17 protein-coding genes and 2 pseudogenes are annotated in these 19,473 nt (G+C 56.5%); 9 read left to right on the top strand and 10 right to left on the bottom strand.

What is annotated here, in order from left to right:
* Nucleotide 1: 1 nt before the first annotated feature.
* The 3 genes and pseudogenes from bcsA to bcsR all read right to left on the bottom strand — a co-directional run bounded on the left by bcsA (nt 2) and on the right by bcsR (nt 3,542).
* Nucleotides 2–2,589 (bottom strand): annotated as a pseudogene (bcsA, locus tag B3729_RS18870) (UDP-forming cellulose synthase catalytic subunit).
* Entirely contained in the window at nt 2,586–3,317 is a 732-nt protein-coding gene (gene bcsQ / locus B3729_RS18865; protein ID WP_010798020.1) for a cellulose biosynthesis protein BcsQ, read from the bottom strand. The pseudogene bcsA and the gene bcsQ overlap by 4 nt, the downstream one beginning before the upstream one ends.
* A 3-nt stretch (nt 3,318–3,320) precedes the next feature.
* On the bottom strand, nt 3,321–3,542 hold the full coding sequence (gene bcsR, locus B3729_RS18860) for a BcsR/BcsP family cellulose biosynthesis protein (RefSeq protein ID WP_010798021.1): 222 nt from the start codon (nt 3,540–3,542) through the stop codon (nt 3,321–3,323).
* Nucleotides 3,543–3,974: 432 nt separating this feature from the next.
* On the opposite strand from bcsR, the gene earP reads away from it, so the two are divergent.
* The 3 genes from earP (at nt 3,975) to B3729_RS18845 (ending at nt 6,558) form a co-directional block, all read left to right on the top strand.
* Nucleotides 3,975–5,123 carry an elongation factor P maturation arginine rhamnosyltransferase EarP gene (gene earP, locus B3729_RS18855; RefSeq protein ID WP_286788686.1) on the top strand — a complete coding sequence of 383 codons (1,149 nt, stop codon included), beginning with the start codon at nt 3,975–3,977 and terminating at the stop codon, nt 5,121–5,123.
* A gap of 30 nt (nt 5,124–5,153) precedes the next feature.
* The gene (gene efp, locus B3729_RS18850) at nt 5,154–5,720 is read left to right on the top strand and encodes an elongation factor P (RefSeq protein WP_010798023.1); all 567 of its coding nucleotides are present in this window, start codon (nt 5,154–5,156) and stop codon (nt 5,718–5,720) included.
* A gap of 91 nt (nt 5,721–5,811) precedes the next feature.
* The gene (locus B3729_RS18845; protein WP_125887970.1) at nt 5,812–6,558 is read left to right on the top strand and encodes a sulfite exporter TauE/SafE family protein; all 747 of its coding nucleotides are present in this window, start codon (nt 5,812–5,814) and stop codon (nt 6,556–6,558) included.
* On the opposite strand, the gene B3729_RS18840 is transcribed toward B3729_RS18845, so the two are convergent.
* The gene (locus B3729_RS18840; RefSeq protein WP_286788752.1) at nt 6,559–7,419 is read right to left on the bottom strand and encodes a LysR substrate-binding domain-containing protein; all 861 of its coding nucleotides are present in this window, start codon (nt 7,417–7,419) and stop codon (nt 6,559–6,561) included.
* A gap of 99 nt (nt 7,420–7,518) precedes the next feature.
* Here B3729_RS18840 and B3729_RS18835 point away from each other — a divergent pair, with 99 nt between their 5' ends.
* Both B3729_RS18835 and B3729_RS18830 read left to right on the top strand, forming a co-directional pair.
* Nucleotides 7,519–7,749, top strand: coding sequence for a DUF1127 domain-containing protein (locus B3729_RS18835; RefSeq protein WP_150347573.1), 231 nt, complete (start codon nt 7,519–7,521; stop codon nt 7,747–7,749).
* Between the two features lie 52 nt (nt 7,750–7,801).
* Nucleotides 7,802–9,031: a winged helix-turn-helix domain-containing protein gene (locus B3729_RS18830; RefSeq protein WP_286788685.1), complete on the top strand. Its 1,230-nt coding sequence runs from the start codon at nt 7,802–7,804 to the stop codon at nt 9,029–9,031.
* Here the strand turns inward: B3729_RS18830 and B3729_RS18825 are convergent.
* Nucleotides 9,012–10,358 (bottom strand): class II 3-deoxy-7-phosphoheptulonate synthase, encoded by a 1,347-nt coding sequence (locus B3729_RS18825; protein ID WP_286788684.1) that lies wholly within the window; start codon nt 10,356–10,358, stop codon nt 9,012–9,014. The genes B3729_RS18830 and B3729_RS18825 overlap by 20 nt on opposite strands.
* 125 nt (nt 10,359–10,483) lie before the next feature.
* On the opposite strand from B3729_RS18825, the gene B3729_RS18820 reads away from it, so the two are divergent.
* The 3 genes and pseudogenes from B3729_RS18820 to B3729_RS18810 all read left to right on the top strand — a co-directional run bounded on the left by B3729_RS18820 (nt 10,484) and on the right by B3729_RS18810 (nt 13,928).
* Nucleotides 10,484–11,233 (top strand): spermidine synthase, encoded by a 750-nt coding sequence (locus B3729_RS18820; protein WP_010798029.1) that lies wholly within the window; start codon nt 10,484–10,486, stop codon nt 11,231–11,233.
* A gap of 239 nt (nt 11,234–11,472) precedes the next feature.
* Nucleotides 11,473–13,180, top strand: a pseudogene (locus tag B3729_RS18815) (DEAD/DEAH box helicase).
* A gap of 94 nt (nt 13,181–13,274) precedes the next feature.
* Nucleotides 13,275–13,928 carry a thiopurine S-methyltransferase gene (locus tag B3729_RS18810; protein ID WP_286788683.1) on the top strand — a complete coding sequence of 218 codons (654 nt, stop codon included), beginning with the start codon at nt 13,275–13,277 and terminating at the stop codon, nt 13,926–13,928.
* Between the two features lie 32 nt (nt 13,929–13,960).
* Here B3729_RS18810 and B3729_RS18805 read toward each other — a convergent pair whose 3' ends face one another.
* Nucleotides 13,961–15,346: an adenylate/guanylate cyclase domain-containing protein gene (locus B3729_RS18805; RefSeq protein ID WP_286788682.1), complete on the bottom strand. Its 1,386-nt coding sequence runs from the start codon at nt 15,344–15,346 to the stop codon at nt 13,961–13,963.
* 222 nt (nt 15,347–15,568) lie between these two features.
* On the opposite strand from B3729_RS18805, the gene B3729_RS18800 reads away from it, so the two are divergent.
* Nucleotides 15,569–16,129 carry an NAD(P)H nitroreductase gene (locus B3729_RS18800; protein WP_286788681.1) on the top strand — a complete coding sequence of 187 codons (561 nt, stop codon included), beginning with the start codon at nt 15,569–15,571 and terminating at the stop codon, nt 16,127–16,129.
* Here the strand turns inward: B3729_RS18800 and B3729_RS18795 are convergent.
* The 4 genes from B3729_RS18795 to B3729_RS18780 form a co-directional block, all read right to left on the bottom strand.
* Complete coding sequence (locus B3729_RS18795; RefSeq protein WP_409438620.1) at nt 16,110–17,444, bottom strand: HAMP domain-containing sensor histidine kinase; 1,335 nt, start codon at nt 17,442–17,444, stop codon at nt 16,110–16,112. The two genes, B3729_RS18800 and B3729_RS18795, sit on opposite strands and share 20 nt — an antisense overlap.
* A 61-nt stretch (nt 17,445–17,505) precedes the next feature.
* Nucleotides 17,506–17,952 (bottom strand): hypothetical protein, encoded by a 447-nt coding sequence (locus B3729_RS18790; RefSeq protein ID WP_010798035.1) that lies wholly within the window; start codon nt 17,950–17,952, stop codon nt 17,506–17,508.
* Nucleotides 17,953–18,082: 130 nt separating this feature from the next.
* Entirely contained in the window at nt 18,083–18,760 is a 678-nt protein-coding gene (locus B3729_RS18785; RefSeq protein ID WP_010798036.1) for a response regulator transcription factor, read from the bottom strand.
* Between the two features lie 78 nt (nt 18,761–18,838).
* Nucleotides 18,839–19,423, bottom strand: a complete 585-nt coding sequence (locus B3729_RS18780) for a septation protein A (RefSeq protein WP_019365064.1) — start codon at nt 19,421–19,423, stop codon at nt 18,839–18,841.
* Nucleotides 19,424–19,473: the final 50 nt, after the last annotated feature.

The raw sequence follows: 19,473 nt of genomic DNA, 5'->3' as shown, positions 1-19,473 counted from the left end.
CTTATCCTTGCTGTTGTGTTCGTTTTGGCGGTAGGACAGGGGTTACAGGTATGAACGACACGAGTTTCTCCACCAGCCACACCGAGCCCTTGATAAGAGGACGGGAAAGCCTGGGGAGTGCTGCAGCATGCGTTTATAACCTGATAATCCGACCCGGATAATGGCCAGGATGCTGCGTAGCGGACTGTCTTGCACGAAACTTTCCTGCCATTGGGCCCAAGTGTCAGCACGTGCAAACGTACACTGCACAAAATTGATGCGTGTCTGAACATCCATCGGTTCAAGCTCTAGCCCTGCCACCCGGCCTCGCTGGTTCCGAACGCGAGTGGCAAAGCTGTACTCCTCAAGGCCGCGCTTTAGTTGCAAAAAGATCTGCTCGTCCGACTTGAGGTCCAGCTCTGGCGGCAGCTCCAGGCCCACACCGCCGTCGGAGTAGTCCGTCAGCGTACACGCATAAACGTGGCCGCCCGTCAGGCGTATGGCGGCAGGTAGTCTCAAGTCGACGCGATGGGTGCGACGAACCTGACGAACTTCTGCGGCAACTGCAATGGCGCCTCCGAGGATAATCAGGTTATAGACGGTCCAGAGCATGCTGATGATGACAGTGCCTTGTTCGACGGCTGGGCCGGTAACGTAACGATAGACACCAAACAGCAGGCCTACCACATTCAATCCAGCCAGGAAAAGAAAGGACTTCGAGATCGTCCAGTCAAAGACGTTTTCCTCAACCAGTCCCCCTTTAGCCGTTACGTTGAATTTACCCTTGTGCGGATTGATCAGCGCCACTGTGGTAGGCCGGGCGATGTACCAGGACAGCACCGTCTCGTAGATCTCGCTCCAGAAGGAATAACGGTACCGACCCTGGATGCGCGAATTGGTAATGCTGGCATGGGCGATGTGAGGCAGAACGAACAGCAGAATCAGCAGCGCCGGGGCATACAGGATATACGCATGCAGGATCAGGAAGGCCAATGGTGAAAGCAGGTAGATGAGCCTAGGCACGCCAGCGAGAAAATGCAGCATTGCGTTGCAGTAGCAGAGTCGCTGGGGAAGCGAGAGGCCTTTGCCCATCAGCGGGTTGTCCAGTCGGAATATCTGCACCATACCCCGAGCCCAACGAATTCGCTGGCCGATATGGGCTGACAGGCTTTCAGTAGCGAGTCCTGCCGCCTGGGGAATACGAATATAAGCGGACGTCCAGCCGTTGCGGTGCAGACGCAGGGACGTGTGAGCATCCTCGGTTACGGTTTCCACGGCGAAACCACCAATGCCTTCCACGGCGGTGCGCCGCAAAATGGCGCAGGAGCCGCAGAAGAACGTGGCGTCCCACATGTCGTTTCCGTTCTGGACCAGACCGTAAAACAGGGTGTTCTCGTTCGGCGTACGCCGGAAGTTACCCAGGTTGCGCTCGAAGGGGTCTGGCGACAGAAAATGGTGAGGCGTCTGCATAACGCCCAACTTTGGGCTTTTCAGGAACCAGCCCATGGTCATCTGTAGAAAAGAGCTGGTCGGAATATGGTCGCAGTCAAAGATCACCAGGAAATCACCTTTGGTGACTTTCATGGCCGCATTCAGATTGCCTGCCTTGGCGTGGCGATTATCCGAGCGAATCAGATAGTGCACCCCAACTTCCGCGGCAAACTGGCGAAATGACTCCCGTTTACCGTCATCAAGTATGTAGATGTTCAGCTTGTCTTTTGGCCAGTCAATACCCAGGGAGGCCAGTACCGTCGACCGAACGACAGACAGGTCTTCGTTATAGGTGGGAATATAAATATCGACCGAAGGCCATTCGGCAATGTTGAGGGGGAGCGGATAGGGCTTGCGATCCAGCGGCCAGATTGTCTGGAAGTACCCAAGGATCAGTACCAACCAGGAATAAGTTTCTGCCAGCAACAGGAGCAGGCCGCAGATGACATCCAGCGGATTTTCCCAGTTCAGCGTCTGCGTATAGCGCCACCAGAAATACCGACACGATACAAGCAGCGAAAGGATAATAAGCGCTAACGTCGGGAAGCGCCCCGGCATCTTGCGAATGACCATTGCCAGCGCCCATAGCATGGCGATAAAAACGATCTGCTGGCCGATCTCGAATGGCTGCGTTACGCAAAGCAGCAAAAGCGGCGTGGCAATAAGCGCAAAGGCACCACCTAAGATACATTTCGTTCTAACCGAAAGAGACGACCAGGTCTCTTCTTTCAGCGTAGCGAGTGGCAAACGTTCCGGCAGACGTGCGGCTGAACGATAGAGGCGACGCCGATGTTCAAGCAAGGCAGGAAAACGTTGGAAACCCTTGGAGAGAGCAGCCAGGTAATCGGGACCTTTGCCATTGACGGGCCTGACCAGAATCAGCCAGATACTTTGCATGACAGTTCTGAGAGGATTGCCCAGGCGCCGCGTGGATAACTGAGGGTACAGCGCACGCCAGTTGATGGCGACCCATTGCCAGGTGGGGCGCTCGAATCGCAGGAATGTCCAGCCCAGTAGCCACAATGCCGTCATCAGTAAGGCAACCGGCGCGCGATGGCGCTCGCGGCTCTTGTGGTAGTACAGCGAAAGCCAGGATTTGGCAGCCGGTGCCAGGATCATGTGGCGCCTGCCTGCGCCACGCTCCATGTAGCCAGCGAGAGGAAGTTGTGGCTGGCCAGAGAGGCCGGAGCGCTATCTGCGAGCGGCCGCTTCAGGGCCAGGGCCTCGCGTACAGCTTCATCCTCGTGGATGATGGTTGAAATCAGTGTTTTGCCCAGGACCAGGCGCCAGAGTTGTATGAGATCCCGAGAGAGCTTGTAAGCGGGTTGGTAACGGTTCACCAGCCAGAAGCGGTTGGGTGTATTCAGCTGCCCCACCAGCGACTGCTGATTGATCAGGGCATGGCAGGCAGGATCGGCCTGCACGATTTGAATCCATTGCAGGTCCGTAATCTGACCTAGTGCCTCGCGAAAGCTCGAGTGTTGTGGCACGTCGAAAATTACATAGGTATCGTCCGGCATCGCAAGTGCGCGCAGGGATGTGGGCAGCCAGTCTGCAGCCAGCTCATGTAGATGGGAAAGCGAGGTCGGACGACCAAAGGGCAGCAGCCAGATGTGCTCCTTATAAAGGAAAGCGGTGCTTTGCCAGGGGTAGCCTTCGGCGAGAGCCTGTGCCCATCCGGCATCCTCTGTAACGGATAAGCCAAAGTGCAGTCCCAGTAGATTGCTGGGGCAAAGATCGATCAGCAGAACATGCTTCTGTAAGGTGGCTAGACTGGCCGCCAGGCCTGCGGCTACTGAGGTGGTTCCACAGCCGCCCCGTATTCCCTGGACGGCTATAACGTGCATATTTTATGAGGCATTCTTCAGTTTGGCTTGCTCTTGAGTCGGTAGTACGACCTGAAGCGTCTCCAGGAGAAGAGGCCATTCGGCCAACGCTTTATTCAGATTCTGTACAGTCTGAATCTCAGCGTAGCGGAAATTTTGCAAATCGTAATGACGAATTAGCGTGGAAACGTCTTCACGACCACTGTTGCCTGTGGCAACGATCTCAGTAACGGGCAGGGTAGCCATTCTGGTATTGCTCCTGTTTGCAAAGCATCTGGGCTTTGCCGCGTTTATTTCTAGTGCACCCAGCGGCGTAAGGTGCAATGGATAAGGCACTTGGAAATAAAAGCGTCATCAAGGGCCGCCATAATAGAATTGCCCCCTACCGCCTGCGATCCGTGTCTTGAGTACAGTCTGTCCGGTCGCAGCCATGCCTTGAATTTGATTTCCTTAATCCATTCGATTCATTTTGTGAACCAGTGCAAATTATCGGCGGCTATTCCCACTGCTTAAAGGTCTATCTGGCGCCTTCTGACCGAACGATTTTTTCTCAGGACGAATGGCGTTTTGATAGCATCTGTCTGTTTCCCTTATTTCTAGTTGACCTGAGCGCTGTGTCTGGCTAAATGCCGTCCGGTTGTGACGCTGAGTGCGTCATCCGCTGAGCAGTGAGGATGAATGAACGCTTCGTGGGATATCTTTTGCAGTGTCGTCGATAATTATGGCGACATTGGTGTGACATGGCGCCTTGCGCGTCAGCTGGTAGCCGAGCATGGTCAGCAGGTACGCTTGTGGGTGGATGACTGGTCGTCCTTTGCACGTATTCATCCAGCCGCAGGCACCAGTGATGATCCTGTCCAGCGTCATCTGGGCGTCGAAGTGCATCGGTGGACAGCCGTATGGCCCGACGATGTCATTCCGGCAGAGGTCGTTGTCGAAGCGTTTGGCTGTCCATTGCCGGCTCCCTATATCGACGCAATGGCTCGACGTGCCTCCCATCCCCTCTGGATCAACCTTGAATACCTGAGCGCCGAAGCCTGGGTGGAGAGCTGCCATCGCCTTCCATCGCCGCAGCAGGGGATGCAGAAATACTTTTTCTTTCCCGGCTTCACTGAGGGAACGGGAGGGCTGCTCAGAGAACAGGATCTGCTCGACAAGCGTTTGCACTTTCAGGCGTCTACTGACGCACAAGCACGGTTTCTGGCTGCCCTGGGCGTTACCCAGACGCCTGGCGAGCGCATCCTTTCATTGTTCAGCTATGAGATTCCAGCACTATCGGAGTGGTTGGATGAACTGGCCCAGGGCGCTGAGCCCACCTTGCTGCTCATTCCTGAAGGCCGTGTATTAAGTAACGTGGCCCATTGGCTGGAGGCTGAAGAGTTAAAGGCAGGCGAGGAATATCACCGAGGCGCGTTGCGGCTCTGCATTGTTCCGTTCCGCCAGCAGGATGACTATGACCTGCTCTTATGGTGCTGCGACTTCAATGCTGCACGGGGCGAGGAGTCATTCATTCGAGCGCAGTGGGCTGGTCGACCCTTCATCTGGCATATCTATCCGCAGGAAGAGCGTGCCCATATGCTCAAGCTGGATGCGTTCCTGGACCGGTATCTCGTCGGAGCAAGTCCGGCTGCGCAGGTAGCTACGCGTACGCTATGGCACGCATGGAACGGAGAAGGGGCTCTTGGGCAGGCGTGGCGTGAATGGTCAAAACATGAAGCCGAAATGACCGCTCATGCGGAAAACTGGTGTGCCCGACAGAGTGAACTCAATGACTTGGCGTCAACGCTAGTACAATTCCATACAGAGCGGCTATTATACGGCGCTTGATTTTCTATCTTCTTCCAAACGGATAACCGCATGAAAACCGCACAAGAGTTCCGTGCCGGCCAAGTGGCCATGATCGACAACGCTCCCTGGGTCATCCAGAAGGCTGAGTACAACAAGTCCGGCCGTAACGCTGCAGTGGTCAAGATGAAGCTGAAGAGCCTGCTTTCCGGCAGCAGTACCGAAACGGTATTCCGTGCTGACGACAAGCTGGAACCAGTCATTCTGGATCGCAAGGAAGTAACCTACTCCTACTTCGCCGATCCGCTGTACGTGTTCATGGACAATGAATACAACCAGTACGAGATCGAAAAAGACGACCTGGGCGATGCGGTTAACTACATCGAAGACGGCATGACTGACGTCTGCGAAGCTGTTTTCTACAATGATCGTGTAATCTCCATCGAGATGCCGACCACTATCGTTCGTCAGATCGCTTACACCGAGCCGGCTGTTCGTGGTGATACGTCTGGCAAGGTGATGAAGACTGCTCGTCTGAACACCGGTTTCGAACTGAAAGTTTCCGAGTTCTGCGATATCGGCGACCATATCGAAATCGATACTCGTACCAACGAGTACAAGTCACGCGCCAAGGTTTGATCGGCGAGTGTCACAAGAGCCCGGCTGATGCCGGGCTTTTTTGTGGGCCGTGTTTCGTTGGCCCAAAGCACAGTGATGGACAGGATGATGTATGGATGTAACGGCGATTGTGCTTGATATCCTGCTGGGTAGTGTTCTGGGAGTAGTGGGTGGTCTTTTTGGAATTGGGGGTGGCCTGATTGCGATCCCTGTGCTGGGGCTGCTCTTCGGGCTCGATCAGCAGTTGGCACAAGGCACAGCGTTGGTCATGGTCGTTCCTAATGTGCTGGTGTCAATCATCAAGTACAACCAACGCAATCGCATCGATTGGCGTCGTGCAGGTATTCTCTCGGGAGCGGGTATCCTGTCAGCCATTGCAGGAGCGATGCTGGCGGTAGGGCTGGATGCAGACCTGATGAGAAAAGGCTTTGTAGTCTTCCTGCTGTTTCTTGTGGCCTACAATCTCTGGCAGCTGCGCATGAAGAGCCATACGGTGACCAATCCACCTGGAGTCGCCTGGTTGGCAGTGCTGGGCGTGTTTGCCGGTCTGGTAGGAGGCCTCTTCGGCGTAGGCGGCGCTGTGATTGCGACCCCCATGTTGACGAGTGTCTTCGGCCTGTCCCAAGTCGTAGCGCAGGGGCTCTCGCTAACCATGGCGCTCCCGGCCACCAGCATTACGCTGGCAACCTATGCGATTCATCATGAGGTCGACTGGCTTATTGGCATACCACTGGCAATTGGTGGTTTCTTCAGCGTCGGGTGGGGTGTAAGAATGGCCCACGCCTTGCCGGAGCGTCTGCTGCGTGGGCTGTTTTGCGGTTTTCTTCTGGTATGCGCCATATTGCTTGCGCTCAAATGATCAGCCAAGACGGAAGCCTTCGACAATGAAGTTTGCGAAGGCCTCCGTAACTTGGGACTCAGTGTTCGAATTACGAACCAGCATGATCCGGGCGGAGGGCAGGCGGGGCAGACCGGCTTCTTCCTCGTTGATGATTTCCAGTTCTGGCGTAGCCAGGCTGTGCAATTGCGCTGTTACGGCAAGACCGGTGCCGGTCATGGCCAGGATGGCCGACAGGCTGTGGCTGCTATAGGCAACCCGGTAATCGATGCCCGCTGTCTCCAGGGCATTGCACATCCATAGACGGCAAAAACAGCCATGATTGAAGACCGCTACAGGCAGCGGGCTTCGCTCAAGAGCGGAGCTGCCAATGGCCTGCATCCAGCGAACGGGTTCTTCTCTAAGGAACTGACCGATTTCGTGGCCGGGCTCGCAGGTCACGATGCTCAGATCAAGGTCATGCCGCTGCAACAGCTGCGCTGATGTCTCGCACTGAACTTCGACTTGCACAAGCGGATAGGCCTGAGCAAAGCGTGACAAAATGCCGGGCAGAAAGCGCATAACGTAATCATCGGGAGTCCCGATGCGAACGGTACCTACCATATGGGGCTCGCGTAGCGTATTCAGCACTTCACTGTGCAACGCCATGATACGGCGAGCGTATCCCAGCAGCACCTGACCCTCAGCCGTGAGGCGAACCTGGCGTCCCTCTCGATCGAATAGCTGACGTTGAACGATATCCTCCTCGAGACGTTTCATCTGCATGCTAACGGCAGATTGGGTTCGGTTGACGACCTCGGCCGCACGCGTGAAGCCACCGCTGTCGGCAATGGCGATAAAGGTGCGCAAGAGTTCACTGTCAATGCTGGGGAAAAAGCTCAAAGCATCAATCTCCTGAATGCAAGGCATCAGAACTATTCGTTGGATTGATCTTAGACGCGGGCCAAGAATGATGCCACTACATGAAGAGGAGGTATCAGCATGAACGCTCATGAGGTTATCCAGGCTTCCGATAGTGCGCGCCGCAAAATATCGGCTCTCTTGTTCTGGCAGAAAACACATGGAGTCATCAGGGCTTGGCGTGAGCAGGCCAGGCAACGCCAGACCCTGGCGATGTTAAGTGATGACGCCTTGAAGGATCTGGGCTTGAGCCGGGCGGATGCAGAGCGGGAGGGTTCCAAATGGTTCTGGGAGGGACCGTTTTCGCGTTGATGTCTGGCAGAGGGTTGACTAGGGTGTCCGTACCCGGCCCTTGGAATTCATCATGTCTGTCCCTTTGTCCCTGTCGTTGAAAGAGGCTCGCCGACTCGCCCTGACGGCCCAAGGCTTTTACGGCTTCAAGCCCAGGGGCGAGGTACGGCATCGGCATATCGAAGCGTTAATGAAGCGCTTGTGCATCCTGCAGATCGACTCGGTCAATGCGCTCGTGCGGTCACATTACCTCCCATTATTTTCCCGGCTCGGGTTCTATCCCCGAAAGCTTCTGGATGAGATGGCATGGTCATTAGAGAAACCGCACCAGCTGTTCGAGTGCTGGGGGCATGAAGCCTCCCTGATGCCGATGGAGGATTATCCGCTGATGCGCTGGCTCATGGAGCGGGCCGCTCAGGGGCAAGGCATCTATCAGGAGCTGGCACGGGTTGGGCGTGAGCAGCGCGCCGTGATTGAAGCTGTGCTACAGGCGGTACGGGAACGGGGCGCGCTTGGCGCAGGAAGCCTGACGACCCGAGTCGGCAAGGCGGGACCCTGGTGGGACTGGAGCGTCGAAAAAAAGGCACTCGAATGGTTATTTGCGGCTGGAGAAGTAACGGTGGCAGGCAGGCGTGGCTTTGAACGTCTATACGATCTGCGTGAAAGGGTGATTCCGAAGGCCATACGAGAAAAGCCGCTACTGAGTGAAGCGGAGGCCCAGCGCGAGTTGATCCGCCGAAGCGCAGCAGCCATGGGTGTGGCGGCCGAAAAGGACCTACGAGACTATTACCGGCTCGATCCTGCTGATGCCAAGGTGCGTATCGCAGAATTGGTGGAATCCGGCGAGCTGCTGATGCTGACTGTAGAGGGCTGGAAAAAGCCGGCCTTTAGCCTTGGCGAACCGCAGCAATCCCTGCGCGCGCGACACGTGAGCGCGCTGTTATCACCTTTTGATTCGCTCATTTGGGAGCGCGCCCGTACGGAGCGATTGTTCAATTTCAGGTATCGGCTGGAACTCTATACGCCTGCTCATAAGCGAGTGTATGGCTACTATGTCTTGCCTTTTCTCTTCAATGAGCACCTGGTTGCACGGGTAGACCTGCGGGCTGAGCGCGCCCATGACCGGCTGGCGGTACATGCGCTGCATGGTGAGGAGGGACGTTTGAGCGAGGAGGCTAGTCGTTCGCTGGCAACCAATCTCCGCCAGTTGGCCAACTGGCTTGGCTTGGCGGAGATCAGTCTGCATGGCAGTGCAGCGGTGCTCAAGGCACCACTGGCTGAGGTCAGCGGCGGACCTGCTTGAGGGTTTCCGCAATCATGAAGGCTAGTTCCAGAGACTGGTCGGCATTCAGACGTGGGTCACAGTGGGTATGGTAGCGGTCGCACAGGCCGGCCTCGGTAATAGGTCGCGCCCCCCCAATGCACTCAGTCACGTTCTGGCCGGTCATCTCGATATGAATGCCGCCCGCGTAACTGCCTTCGGCTTGATGCACTTGGAAGAACTCACGAACTTCCGATAGAACGCTGGCAAAGTCACGCGTCTTGTAGCCACTGGAAGCCTTGATCGTGTTGCCATGCATCGGGTCCGAACTCCAGAGCACCAGGCGGCCCTCTTTTTGTACAGCCTGAATCAGGCGGGGCAGGTGATCACCCACCTTGTTGGCGCCCATCCGTACAATCAGATTCAGACGGCCGGGATCGTTGTTCGGGTTCAGCGTATCGATGAGGCGTATCAGGTCTTCCGTTGACGTCGTCGGTCCAACCTTTACGCCGATCGGGTTATTGACACCCCGCAGGAACTCCACATGCGCGCCGTCGGGCTGGCGGGTACGGTCGCCAATCCAGAGCATGTGCGCAGAGCAGTCGTACCAGTCACCCGTCAGGCTGTCACGACGGACAAACGCCTCTTCATAATTGAGCAGCAGGGCTTCGTGAGCGGTAAAGAAGCTGGTTTCCTTAAGCTGCGGTGCGCTTTCCAGTCCGCAGGCACGCATGAAGGCGAGAGTTTCGTCAATGCGGTCCGCCAGTTGATGGTAGCGCTCGGCCAAAGCCGAGTTCGCAATGAAGTCCAGGTTCCATTTATGTACCTGATGCAAGTCGGCAAAGCCGCCCTGGGCGAAGGCACGCAACAGGTTCAGGGTTGCCGTCGCCTGGTGATAGGCCTGCAGCAGACGCTGAGGATCCGGTACGCGGTTGGCTTCATCAAAGGTGATGCCATTAACGATATCGCCGCGATAGGCTGGCAGCGTGACGCCATCCTGGGTTTCTTCACCCGAAGAGCGAGGCTTGGCGAACTGGCCGGCCATGCGACCCACCTTGACCACAGGGCACCCGGCGGCAAAGGTCATCACCACGGCCATCTGTAGCAGCACCTTGAACGTATCGCGGATCTTGCCGGCGGAGAACTCCGCAAAGCTCTCCGCGCAGTCACCGCCCTGAAGCAGAAACGCCCGGCCATGGGTAACTTCGGCAAACTGGCGACGCAATTCACGGGCTTCACCTGCAAATACAAGCGGTGGAAAACTGGCCAGGGTGCGCTCGACGTCGTTTAGACGCTTGGCATCGGGGTAGACGGGTTGTTGCTGGATGGGCAGTGCTCTCCAGCTGTCAGGGCTCCAGGGTTGAGTCATGATGGCTACTTGCTTTACGGATTATCCAATTGGGCAGGCATGTTAACCGATTAACAGCCTTTGGCGCTGATAGACGTGCTATATCAGTCTGCCTAAGATGGTGTGCTCTGTATAAAGGAGTCGACATGGATACTCAGGAGCGGTTACTGGCGGAAGTACACGACGAACATGGTCGTATTCGAGTCGTGGAAGCAGGGGAATACCGCTTTCTCGAGTTTGGAGACGAAATCGAGCAGAGTTGCGTATCGACTGCCAATCCCGGCTGGCTGGAATATGAGTATGGCCGGGCCATGCTGATGGGCGCGCTTTGCCATCCTGAACCACGGCGGGCGGTATTCATGGGCTTGGGTGCCGGAACACTGACGCGTGCCTGCCTTGATCATCTGCCATTGCAGGATGTCGAGGCAATCGAGCTGCGCGAAGCGGTACCGCCGCTGGCTCGACAGTATTTCGGTCTTGGTGACGATCCGCGCCTGCATATCCGTATTGGCGATGCGATGGATCTGTTGGACAGCTGCGAGCCAGCCGATCTGATTTTCGTCGACCTCTATACGGATGTAGGCCCCTCAGCCGCTCACTTGGCATGGGGGTTTCTGACAGGCTGCCAGAGCCGCCTCAATCCTGGTGGCTGGCTCATCATCAATCAGTGGAGCAGTACCGACGACAAGCCCCTGGGATCTGCATTCCTGCGCGGCATGTTCAGGCACCACTATTGGGAGTGCCCGGTGCCTGAGGGCAATGTCATCATTCTGGTGCCGGCCAGCTTCGAGCAAACCCTGGACCGGAGCGGACTGTCGGTACGTGTCGGTGCCATGGAGGAGAAGACTGGTTACTCACTGGGCCATCTGGTCGATCTGATTCGTCCGGCGAGCTAAATGCTTAGCCTTGAAAGCATTTTTGAGAAAGGCTGGGCTAATCCTGAGTTTTCCGGTATGATACGCCTCGGTCTTTTCAGACCTTTCCGTTCAGGAACTGCATTTTCCCGGTTCGCACCGGCCATAGCCTTGCAGTGCGAACTATTCCAGATGTAACACCACGTAATTTACTCATTCGCAAATCCTCACCTCGTCTGCCTGGGTGACTTCGGTCTATCGGAAATTAGCAGCACTAGGTCTTGGGTCTTTGCGATGTACAGAGGCAAGACAATGACCCAGGAAATCGGCGGTTTCGCCGCTCTCGATCTTAATCCTAACGTACTGGCGGCAATCAAGTCCGTTGGCTACGAAGAACCTTCTCCTATTCAGGCCCAGTCGATTCCAGTCATTCTGGCTGGCCACGACATGATCGGCCAGGCTCAAACGGGTACTGGCAAGACAGCCGCTTTTGCGCTTCCGTTGCTGTCCCGTATCGACCCTGCTCGCCGTGAGCCACAGGTCCTGATATTGGTGCCAACCCGTGAGCTGGCCCTGCAAGTGGCAACAGCCTGCGAAACCTACTCAACAGAAATGCCGGGCGTTAAGGTCGTTGCCTTATACGGTGGCGCGCCCATGGGCCCACAACTGCGCACGCTGCGTTTGGGCGCTCAGGTTCTGGTTGCTACGCCAGGCCGCCTGTGTGATCACCTTCGTCGGGATGACAAGATACTGTCCACTGTTGGACGTCTTGTACTCGACGAGGCGGATGAAATGCTCAAGCTGGGCTTCATGGACGATCTCGAATTCATTTTCGAAGCGATGCCTGAGTCGCGTCAGACCGTGCTGTTCTCCGCTACGCTGCCGCCGTCGATCCGTGCGATCGCCGAGCGTCATCTGAAAGAGCCCAAGCACATCCGCATTGCAGCTAAGACCCAGACAGTTGCCCGTATCGAACAGGCTCACCTGATGGTTCACGCTGATCAGAAGCCAGCCTCCGTGCTGCGTCTGCTGGAAGTGGAAAACTTCGATGCCCTGATTGCTTTCGTGCGTACCAAGCAAGCCACGCTGGACATGGCTGAAATGCTCGAGCGTCAAGGCTATCGCGTCAGTGCCTTGAACGGCGACATGCCCCAGGCTCAGCGAGAAAAAGTGATCGAGTCGCTCAAGGACGGATCGCTGGACATCGTGGTTGCAACAGATGTTGCTGCGCGGGGTCTGGACGTGTCTCGTATCACGCACGTACTGAACATCGACATGCCCTATGACCCAGAGTCCTACGTACACCGTATCGGTCGTACAGGTCGTGCCGGTCGTGAAGGTCGTGCGCTGCTGCTAGTAACGCCGCGTGAGCGTCGCATGCTGCAGGTCATCGAGCGTGTAACAGGTCAGAAGGTTGGCGAGATTCGCCTGCCCGATGCCGAAGCGGTACTGGAAGCCCGCATTTCCCGCCTGGCGGACAGTCTGGGTGCGCTACTCGCGGACGCAGAAGAAAACCGCGGTGCGCTGCGTGACGAGCTGTGCGAGCGTCTGCAGTGTGATCCGACAACATTGGCCGCTGCGGTATTGGCCAAGCTGACTGCTGGCCGTGCGCTGGATATCGACACGGTTCGCCGTGAGCAGCCGCTGACACCGGCGCCTCGCTCCGATCGTGGCGAGCGTCAGAGCAGTGGTGGTCGCAGTGAGCGTGGCGAGCCACGTGATCGTCGTCCGATGGCGCCACTGCCGGAGGGTCGCGTACGTTGCCGTACAGCCCTTGGTGCACGTGATGGCATCGCTGCCAAAAACCTGCTGGGTGCTATCCTTAATGAGGGTGGTGTTCAACGCGAGGCGATTGGTCGTATTCAGATCCGTGAATCCTTCAGCCTGATCGAGTTGCCGGAAGAGGGACTCGAAGGGCTGCTGAATCGTCTGAAAGATACGCGTGTAGGTGGCAAGCCGCTGCGTCTGCGTCGTTATCGCGAAGACTAAGCAGTGTGATCTGCAAAAAGCCCTGGCCTTGTGCCGGGGCTTTTTGTTTTCGGGTGTTGGATGCCTACTGTCTAGTTATCAGCAAGGAGGTCATGTGGAAGCAGCATTCTGGATATCCAAGTGGGAGCGCAACGAGATCGGTTTTCACGTGCCTGAAGTCAGTGCTTATCTCACACGAAACTGGGTGTCACTGGAGCTAGCTGCCGGGTCGCGTGTACTGGTTCCGCTTTGTGGAAAAACACTGGATATGGTCTGGCTGGCAGAGCAGGGCTATCAGGTCGTGGGCATTGAACTCTCCCAGGTGGCGGTCGAGTCATTCTTTGCCGAGCAGGGGCTGAGTCCTATGCAGGAAAAGCGCGGTGATCTGGTGCTCTACAAGGCGGGACCTTATGAAATTGTGCAAGGTGATTTCTTCAAGGTAGGCGCAGAGCAAGTGGCGGCATGCGCTGGCTTCTATGACCGAGCAGCTTTAATTGCCTTGCCGGAAAATATGAGACCTTCTTACGTTAAGCAAATGGGCAGGCTTATGCCAGCCAAGGCGAAGGGACTCCTCGTAACTCTTGAATATGACCAGGACAAGCGCGCGGGCCCGCCGTTTTCAGTGTCAGAGCACGAACTCCATGCCTTGTATGGCTCTGCTTGGGGGCTGACCTGTCTGGAGCGCAATGATGTACTGGCGGAAAACGCCAAATTCGCCCGGCAGGGGGTGATCCGGCTTGATGAGGTGGTGTACCGAATCAGTCGGTAGGAAAGGAGGGGCAGCAATGCGCTGCCCCTGAGTCAGAGAATGACTTTATCTCGCAGCTTTTCAGCAGCCTGCTGCAAGGCCTGGATGACTTTTTCCTTGTCATAATTCTGGATGCTATTGGTATCCAGGTACATGGAAAAGCCTGGGGCTTCATGCTCCATGTAACTGGGTGAAGCGCCCAGATCATGGCGGAAGTCCACAACCTGATAGATCTGAACCGGACGGCTGAAGCCCTTTACGCTGATCTGGCTTTTATCCCGGCACATGATGACGTCCTTGATCAACGAGTAGGTCTCATGGCTGATCAGAATTTCCCCGGCATCGGCCGCACTTTCAAGCCGGCTGGCAAGGTTTACTTCACGGCCGATGATCGTGTAGTCCATCCGTGTGCTGGCACCGAAGTTACCGACCGTGCAGTAACCCGTATTGAGGCCCATTCGGATTTCCAGAGGCTTGGTAATGCCCTGGCTACGCCACTGCTGCCTGAGAACTTTCATGTGCTTGCGCATGGCGATGGCCATGGATACCGCTGCAACCGCGTCCTTCTTCGCGCCTTGGGTATTGGGGTCACCAAAAAACACCATGACGCAGTCCCCAACGAACTTGTCGATCGTACCACCGTACTTGATGGCAATTTTCGACATCTCGTTGAGGTAGTTGTTGAGCATGTCCGTCAGTGCTTCGGCTTCAAGCTCTTCGGACAGCTCCGTAAACCCTTTGATGTCGGAAAAGAACACGGTGAGCTTTTTACGCTGGGTCTCCAGGATGACGTTCTTTTTACCGGTAAAGATCGACTCCCATACTTGAGAAGGCAGGTATTTAGAAAGATTGTGGGCCAGGTTCGCAGCTTTTTCATGTTCAAGCTTGAGCTCTTCCTGCGCCTGACGCAGGCGAAGCCGCTGTTCATACATGAAGTACGCTGTCATGCAGAGGTGCAGACTGGTGCCTACGATACTGACAAAGGTAACCAGAAGCGGTGTGTGCGGTTCGATGTGCTCCAGCGCGACCGCACTGGTCGCCAGTAGAGCGCTGAAGGCTGTCAGCAATGCAATAGCAGCATAGCGGCCCCCTCCCATCAACAGGGAGGTAAACGTCAGTAGCAGCAGGACCATGAAGCTGGGTACCAGCGAAAAGCCCAGCAGCAGAATGCTGATACCCGCATGCACCGAATCGATGAACAGCAGGATCAGGTCGGTTTCCTGGTTGCGGTTGCGGCGGAAGCGTATGCTGACCTGTTGAGCCACATGGGGATACAACAGCGTGTAAGGCACCAGCCACAAAATGTTGTATGCGAAGTGGTGGGCATAGGCGCCTGCGGCAATGGTGGCTGCCAGGGCAAGGTAGGCCAATGCGCGAGAATAGTATTCGCCTAGGTACTCGGATGGGCTGTTGGCGTGTCGATGGGTCAGAAACTTCATAGAGTCGAACCATCTGGAAGAAAAAGTGATGCCATAGTAACCCTCAAAAGTCTTGCAAAGAGCTGTGCCAGAATAGCGTTGCTGGCGAGCGCGATCTTATCTGAGGTCGTTATTCTCGTCCAAAGTCTTTACTTGTTACCGATGAGCAGAAGTTTGGCATGGAGTAATGGCACAATTCAGCCGGTCTGTACAACAACGATCGTTTTGATGAAAGAGGTGTTCATGGATGCACTCGATGTGCTGCTCAACCGCGTTTCCGTTGCTCGCTTGACCGAGCCTGCCCCTACGGCAGAGCAGTTGGAAATCCTCTTTGCTGCCGCGTTAAGGGCGCCCGATCATAAGCAGTTGCGCCCCTGGCGCTTCCTGACGATTCAGGGGGAAGGGCGCCAGGCGCTGGGCGAGTTGTTTTCAAGGGCGGTTCTGGCTCAACGCCCAGAGAGCCCGCCCGAAGCCTTGGCCAAGGCGCGCAACATGCCTATGCGTGCGCCTTTGCTGGTGGTGGCTGTGGCCTGCATTCAAGAGCACCCCAAAGTACCTGCGCAGGAGCAGATCCTGGCAGCAGGGTGTGCGGCTCATGCTCTGGAACTGGCGGCTTATGCCATGGGGTTAGGCGCTATATGGCGCTCCGGTGATCTTACGCATGATCCTGTCGTACGCGAAGGGCTGGGCATTGGTGCTCACGAGGAAATCGTCGGTTTCATTTACCTGGGGACGCCGGAAGTTACTCCGCGCAAGCCGGTAGCGTTGGAAACGAAGCAATTCGTCAAGACTTGGCCGGCGTAATCAGGCTTGCGGGAAGCTCCAGTGTGGCGACGAACCCGCCCTCGGGATGGTTGGCGAACACGAGCTTTCCCCCATGTCGCTCGACCGCGCGTCGGGCGATGGCCAGGCCCAGGCCGTAACCCTGACTCGTCTGGTTGGCCGCACGATAGAAGGGTTCGCCCAACCGTGGTAGGTCTTCATTCGCCACCCCTGTTCCGTGATCACGCACTGCGATAGTCAGTGTTCTCCCGGTCTGGTGGGCTGTAATTTCCAGAGGCGTTTCAAGTGGATTGAAGCGTAGTGCATTACGGATCAGGTTATCGATGGCGCGTTCGAGCAGGTCAGGCCATCCGTGCAGCATCAGGGTGGCGGGTACACTTACCTCGATCCGCTGCTCGGGTGCGGTCAGCTGAGCGTCATCGCACAGGTGTTCGATGAGTGCATTCAGAGGGATGTCTGCCCTGTCGCCAGGTTCGCCGTCCAGGCGGGCCAGCGCCAGGATCTCACCGATCAGCGTTTCCAGACGATTGCATTCCTGTTCCAGCCTGGGCCACATGGCGGCGCGATCTTCAGGGGTCGCGCGCTCGGCCAGCGCAAGGGCAATGCGAAGTCGGGCAAGAGGCGAGCGTAACTCGTGAGAGACGTCTCGAAGCAGTTGACGCTGGCTGACTATGAGACTTTGCAGGCGGTCGCCCATTCGGTTGAAGTCCTGCGCCAGTACGCCAAACTCGTCTCTTCGCCGAGAAAGCTTGGCAAGGCTGTCCTGCTGATAGGCCGTACGTCCCAGATCATGCACAGCGCTGCGCAGGCGGTTCAAGGGTCGGGTAATCGCCAGCGTTAATAGCAGACTGAACAGCGTCAGAACCACAAAGGCAATGACCAATACACTGATAGGGAAGAGCACTGAATCGCGCCGCCAGGCATTCAGCTCGGGCAGTGGGATATGGTAAATGAACAGGTAACTGCGCCCGCTTTCGCTGCTGGTATATTCCGTAGTAATCCGGCGCCAGGGCGGCGGTCTTCTGGGGCCGCGTTTTTCCATTTCCATGACATGCGGGGGGAGGGTGCCGGGCACCAGTGGCGTCCCGTTCTCGCCCAGTACCTGTATGTCGACGCCAAAGCGGCGCTTACGGTGCTCAAGCAGTCGTTGGGCTGCATCCTCGCCTTCATGCTCGTAGCGCTCGACCCACTTGGCGGGCAGTTGTTGAAGACCGGGATGGCGGGAAAGGATCCAGGAATCCTGATCGAGAATATGCCCCAGGAGCATGGTCAGGCCGACTGCCGACAGGATTGCCAGCCAGAAGGTACCGAATATTCGCCAGAACAATGTTCTCAATACCATGTGGAACCCTGGTTTGGATGGAAAACTGCCCAGCTGGGCTGGGCAGTTTTAGGCATCAATTGGATTTGTGTTCTTTCTTCCACTGCTGGAATTCAGCCCATTCCGCTTTGCGCTGTTCCTGCTTCTTGGCCAGCTCGTCGAACTTTTTGCGCTGATCAGGCGTGAGCTGATCGCGAATGGTCTTCTGCGTCTTTTCGCGGTTGGCCTTGAGCTCATCCTTCATGGCCTGGCGCTCTTTTTCTGGCAGCTTGTCCAAGTACTTGTGAATGATGTCCTGGCGATCGTGCATCTCCTGACCCATCAGCTTACCGATAGTACGGTGCTGCTCAGGCGTCAGATCAAGTTCCCGGAACGGGCCGCCCATCATGTCGCGATGTCCCTTGGGACCGTCCATATGCATGCCGGGCGGGGGCGGCGGCATGTCATCGGCTGGCGCAGGTGCTGCAAAAGACAAGGTAGGCAGCAGGGAAGCGAACAGCAGGGCGGGAATCATCTTGCGCATAAGGTTCTCCTTTTTGAGAGCCGGTATCGACCGGATGAGTCCACTTTAGCGGAGGCAAGGTCAGGCGCCGTCAATCAAGGTAAAGCTTGGGTAAATACGCAGTCAGTAAACTGTGTCAGTACCGTGCCGGCTATTCACTGTAGTAATAGCCGCGGCCTCTAATGGCCATGATGCGGGGTCTGCCATCCGCATGGGCACCCAGTTTCTTGCGCAGATTGCTGACATGCATGTCGAGGCTGCGATCGTAAAGCGTAAGCTTACGTCCCAGGGCAATCTGGGCCAGAGCCTGTTTATCCAGAGGGTCACTGGGTTGGCGAAGCAGGGCTTCCAGAATGCGGCTCTCGGTAAGTGTCAGGTTGACCTCGTGCTCGCCGATGTTGGCGACGCCTCGGGCAACGCTCAATGACAGATCGCCCAGCTGTAAACGGGCTGCGGGCTGCGCCGGGTGGCTGCGGCGTAGAACGGCGCGCAGGCGCGCAGTCAGCTCTCGCGGGTCGCAGGGTTTGGCCAGATAGTCATCCGCGCCCAGCTCCAGGCCCAGGATGCGATCCAGGGGTTCGCCACGGCCGGACAGCATCACGACAGGTAGCTCGGGATAGTCGCTGCGTAGCTGCTTGAGCAGCTCCAGACCACTTCCATCAGGCAGCATGACGTCGAGTACCACTGCAGAAGGGGTGTGGGCAGCCAGTTCCTGGCGTGCAGTCACGCCATCGTGGCTGGCGCGCACTTCGAATCCTTCCTGCTGCAACCAGGCACTTAGCAGATCGCAAAGCTCACGATCGTCATCGATCAGAAGAATTTGGCTCATTACGTTAGGCTCGTCGGGAACCGGAAGCAGGCTACCGACGTATGACAGGCCGGCAGCTGTATGAAGACTTCAGCGGTTCTAGGATTTCTTGGAGTCGCTGTCATGCAGATGCCTGGACAGGTAAATGCCCTGACCAATCATGAAGAGCAGCGTCATGCCCAGGCTGCCAAACACCTTGAAGTCCACCCAGATGCTCTCGAACGTAAAGGCGACGAACAAATTGGCAAAGCCGCAGACCAAGAAGAAGATGATCCAGGCAATGTTGAGGCGTACCCAGATCGCATGGGGCAGGGTCATGGCATGGCCCAGCATCCGCTCGATCAGCGGTTTGTCACCAATGAAATGACTGCCGATGAAGGCCAGGGCAAACAGCCAGTTGACCACAGGCGCTTTCCATTTCAGGAAGGTTTCGCTGTGGAACGCCAGGGTCATGCCACCAAACACCAGACAGGCCACCAGCGTCAGCCATTGGCCTTTCTCCAGACGCCGCTGCTGGATGAAAAGGATGCCATAGACGATGACTGACGCAATGATCAGAACCGCTGTTGCACTAAAGATGCCGCCCAGTGAGAAGGCATGACCTGCGAACTCGACGGTTCGAGGTTCAAGCTTGAAGACGATGAAGAACAGAAGCAGGGGGATGAAATCGATAAGTTGTTTCATTTAAGCAGCCGGAGCCAAGACATCCGGGCATAATAACAGACGAATCAAGA

Origin of the sequence: Pseudomonas sp. UBA3149, from assembly GCF_002364655.1 — a bacterium.
Lineage (GTDB): Bacteria > Pseudomonadota > Gammaproteobacteria > Pseudomonadales > Pseudomonadaceae > Chryseomonas > Chryseomonas luteola.
The sequence above is the reverse complement of the archived record's forward strand: the minus strand, read 5'-3'. Positions and strand labels throughout refer to the sequence as shown.

Excerpts from the sequence above, each read along its gene's own strand:
- efp (WP_010798023.1), top strand. The coding sequence starts at position 5,154 with ATGAAAACCGCACAAGAGTTCCGTGCCGGCCAAGTGGCCATGATCGAC.
- B3729_RS18825 (WP_286788684.1), bottom strand. The coding sequence starts at position 10,358 with ATGACTCAACCCTGGAGCCCTGACAGCTGGAGAGCACTGCCCATCCAG.
- B3729_RS18790 (WP_010798035.1), bottom strand. The coding sequence starts at position 17,952 with ATGCGCAAGATGATTCCCGCCCTGCTGTTCGCTTCCCTGCTGCCTACC.
- bcsQ (WP_010798020.1), bottom strand. The coding sequence starts at position 3,317 with ATGCACGTTATAGCCGTCCAGGGAATACGGGGCGGCTGTGGAACCACC.
- B3729_RS18805 (WP_286788682.1), bottom strand. The coding sequence starts at position 15,346 with ATGAAGTTTCTGACCCATCGACACGCCAACAGCCCATCCGAGTACCTA.
- B3729_RS18845 (WP_125887970.1), top strand. The coding sequence starts at position 5,812 with ATGGATGTAACGGCGATTGTGCTTGATATCCTGCTGGGTAGTGTTCTG.
- earP (WP_286788686.1), top strand. The coding sequence starts at position 3,975 with ATGAACGCTTCGTGGGATATCTTTTGCAGTGTCGTCGATAATTATGGC.
- B3729_RS18820 (WP_010798029.1), top strand. The coding sequence starts at position 10,484 with ATGGATACTCAGGAGCGGTTACTGGCGGAAGTACACGACGAACATGGT.
- B3729_RS18830 (WP_286788685.1), top strand. The coding sequence starts at position 7,802 with ATGTCTGTCCCTTTGTCCCTGTCGTTGAAAGAGGCTCGCCGACTCGCC.
- B3729_RS18785 (WP_010798036.1), bottom strand. The coding sequence starts at position 18,760 with ATGAGCCAAATTCTTCTGATCGATGACGATCGTGAGCTTTGCGATCTG.
- B3729_RS18835 (WP_150347573.1), top strand. The coding sequence starts at position 7,519 with ATGAACGCTCATGAGGTTATCCAGGCTTCCGATAGTGCGCGCCGCAAA.
- bcsR (WP_010798021.1), bottom strand. The coding sequence starts at position 3,542 with ATGGCTACCCTGCCCGTTACTGAGATCGTTGCCACAGGCAACAGTGGT.
- B3729_RS18780 (WP_019365064.1), bottom strand. The coding sequence starts at position 19,423 with ATGAAACAACTTATCGATTTCATCCCCCTGCTTCTGTTCTTCATCGTC.
- B3729_RS18800 (WP_286788681.1), top strand. The coding sequence starts at position 15,569 with ATGGATGCACTCGATGTGCTGCTCAACCGCGTTTCCGTTGCTCGCTTG.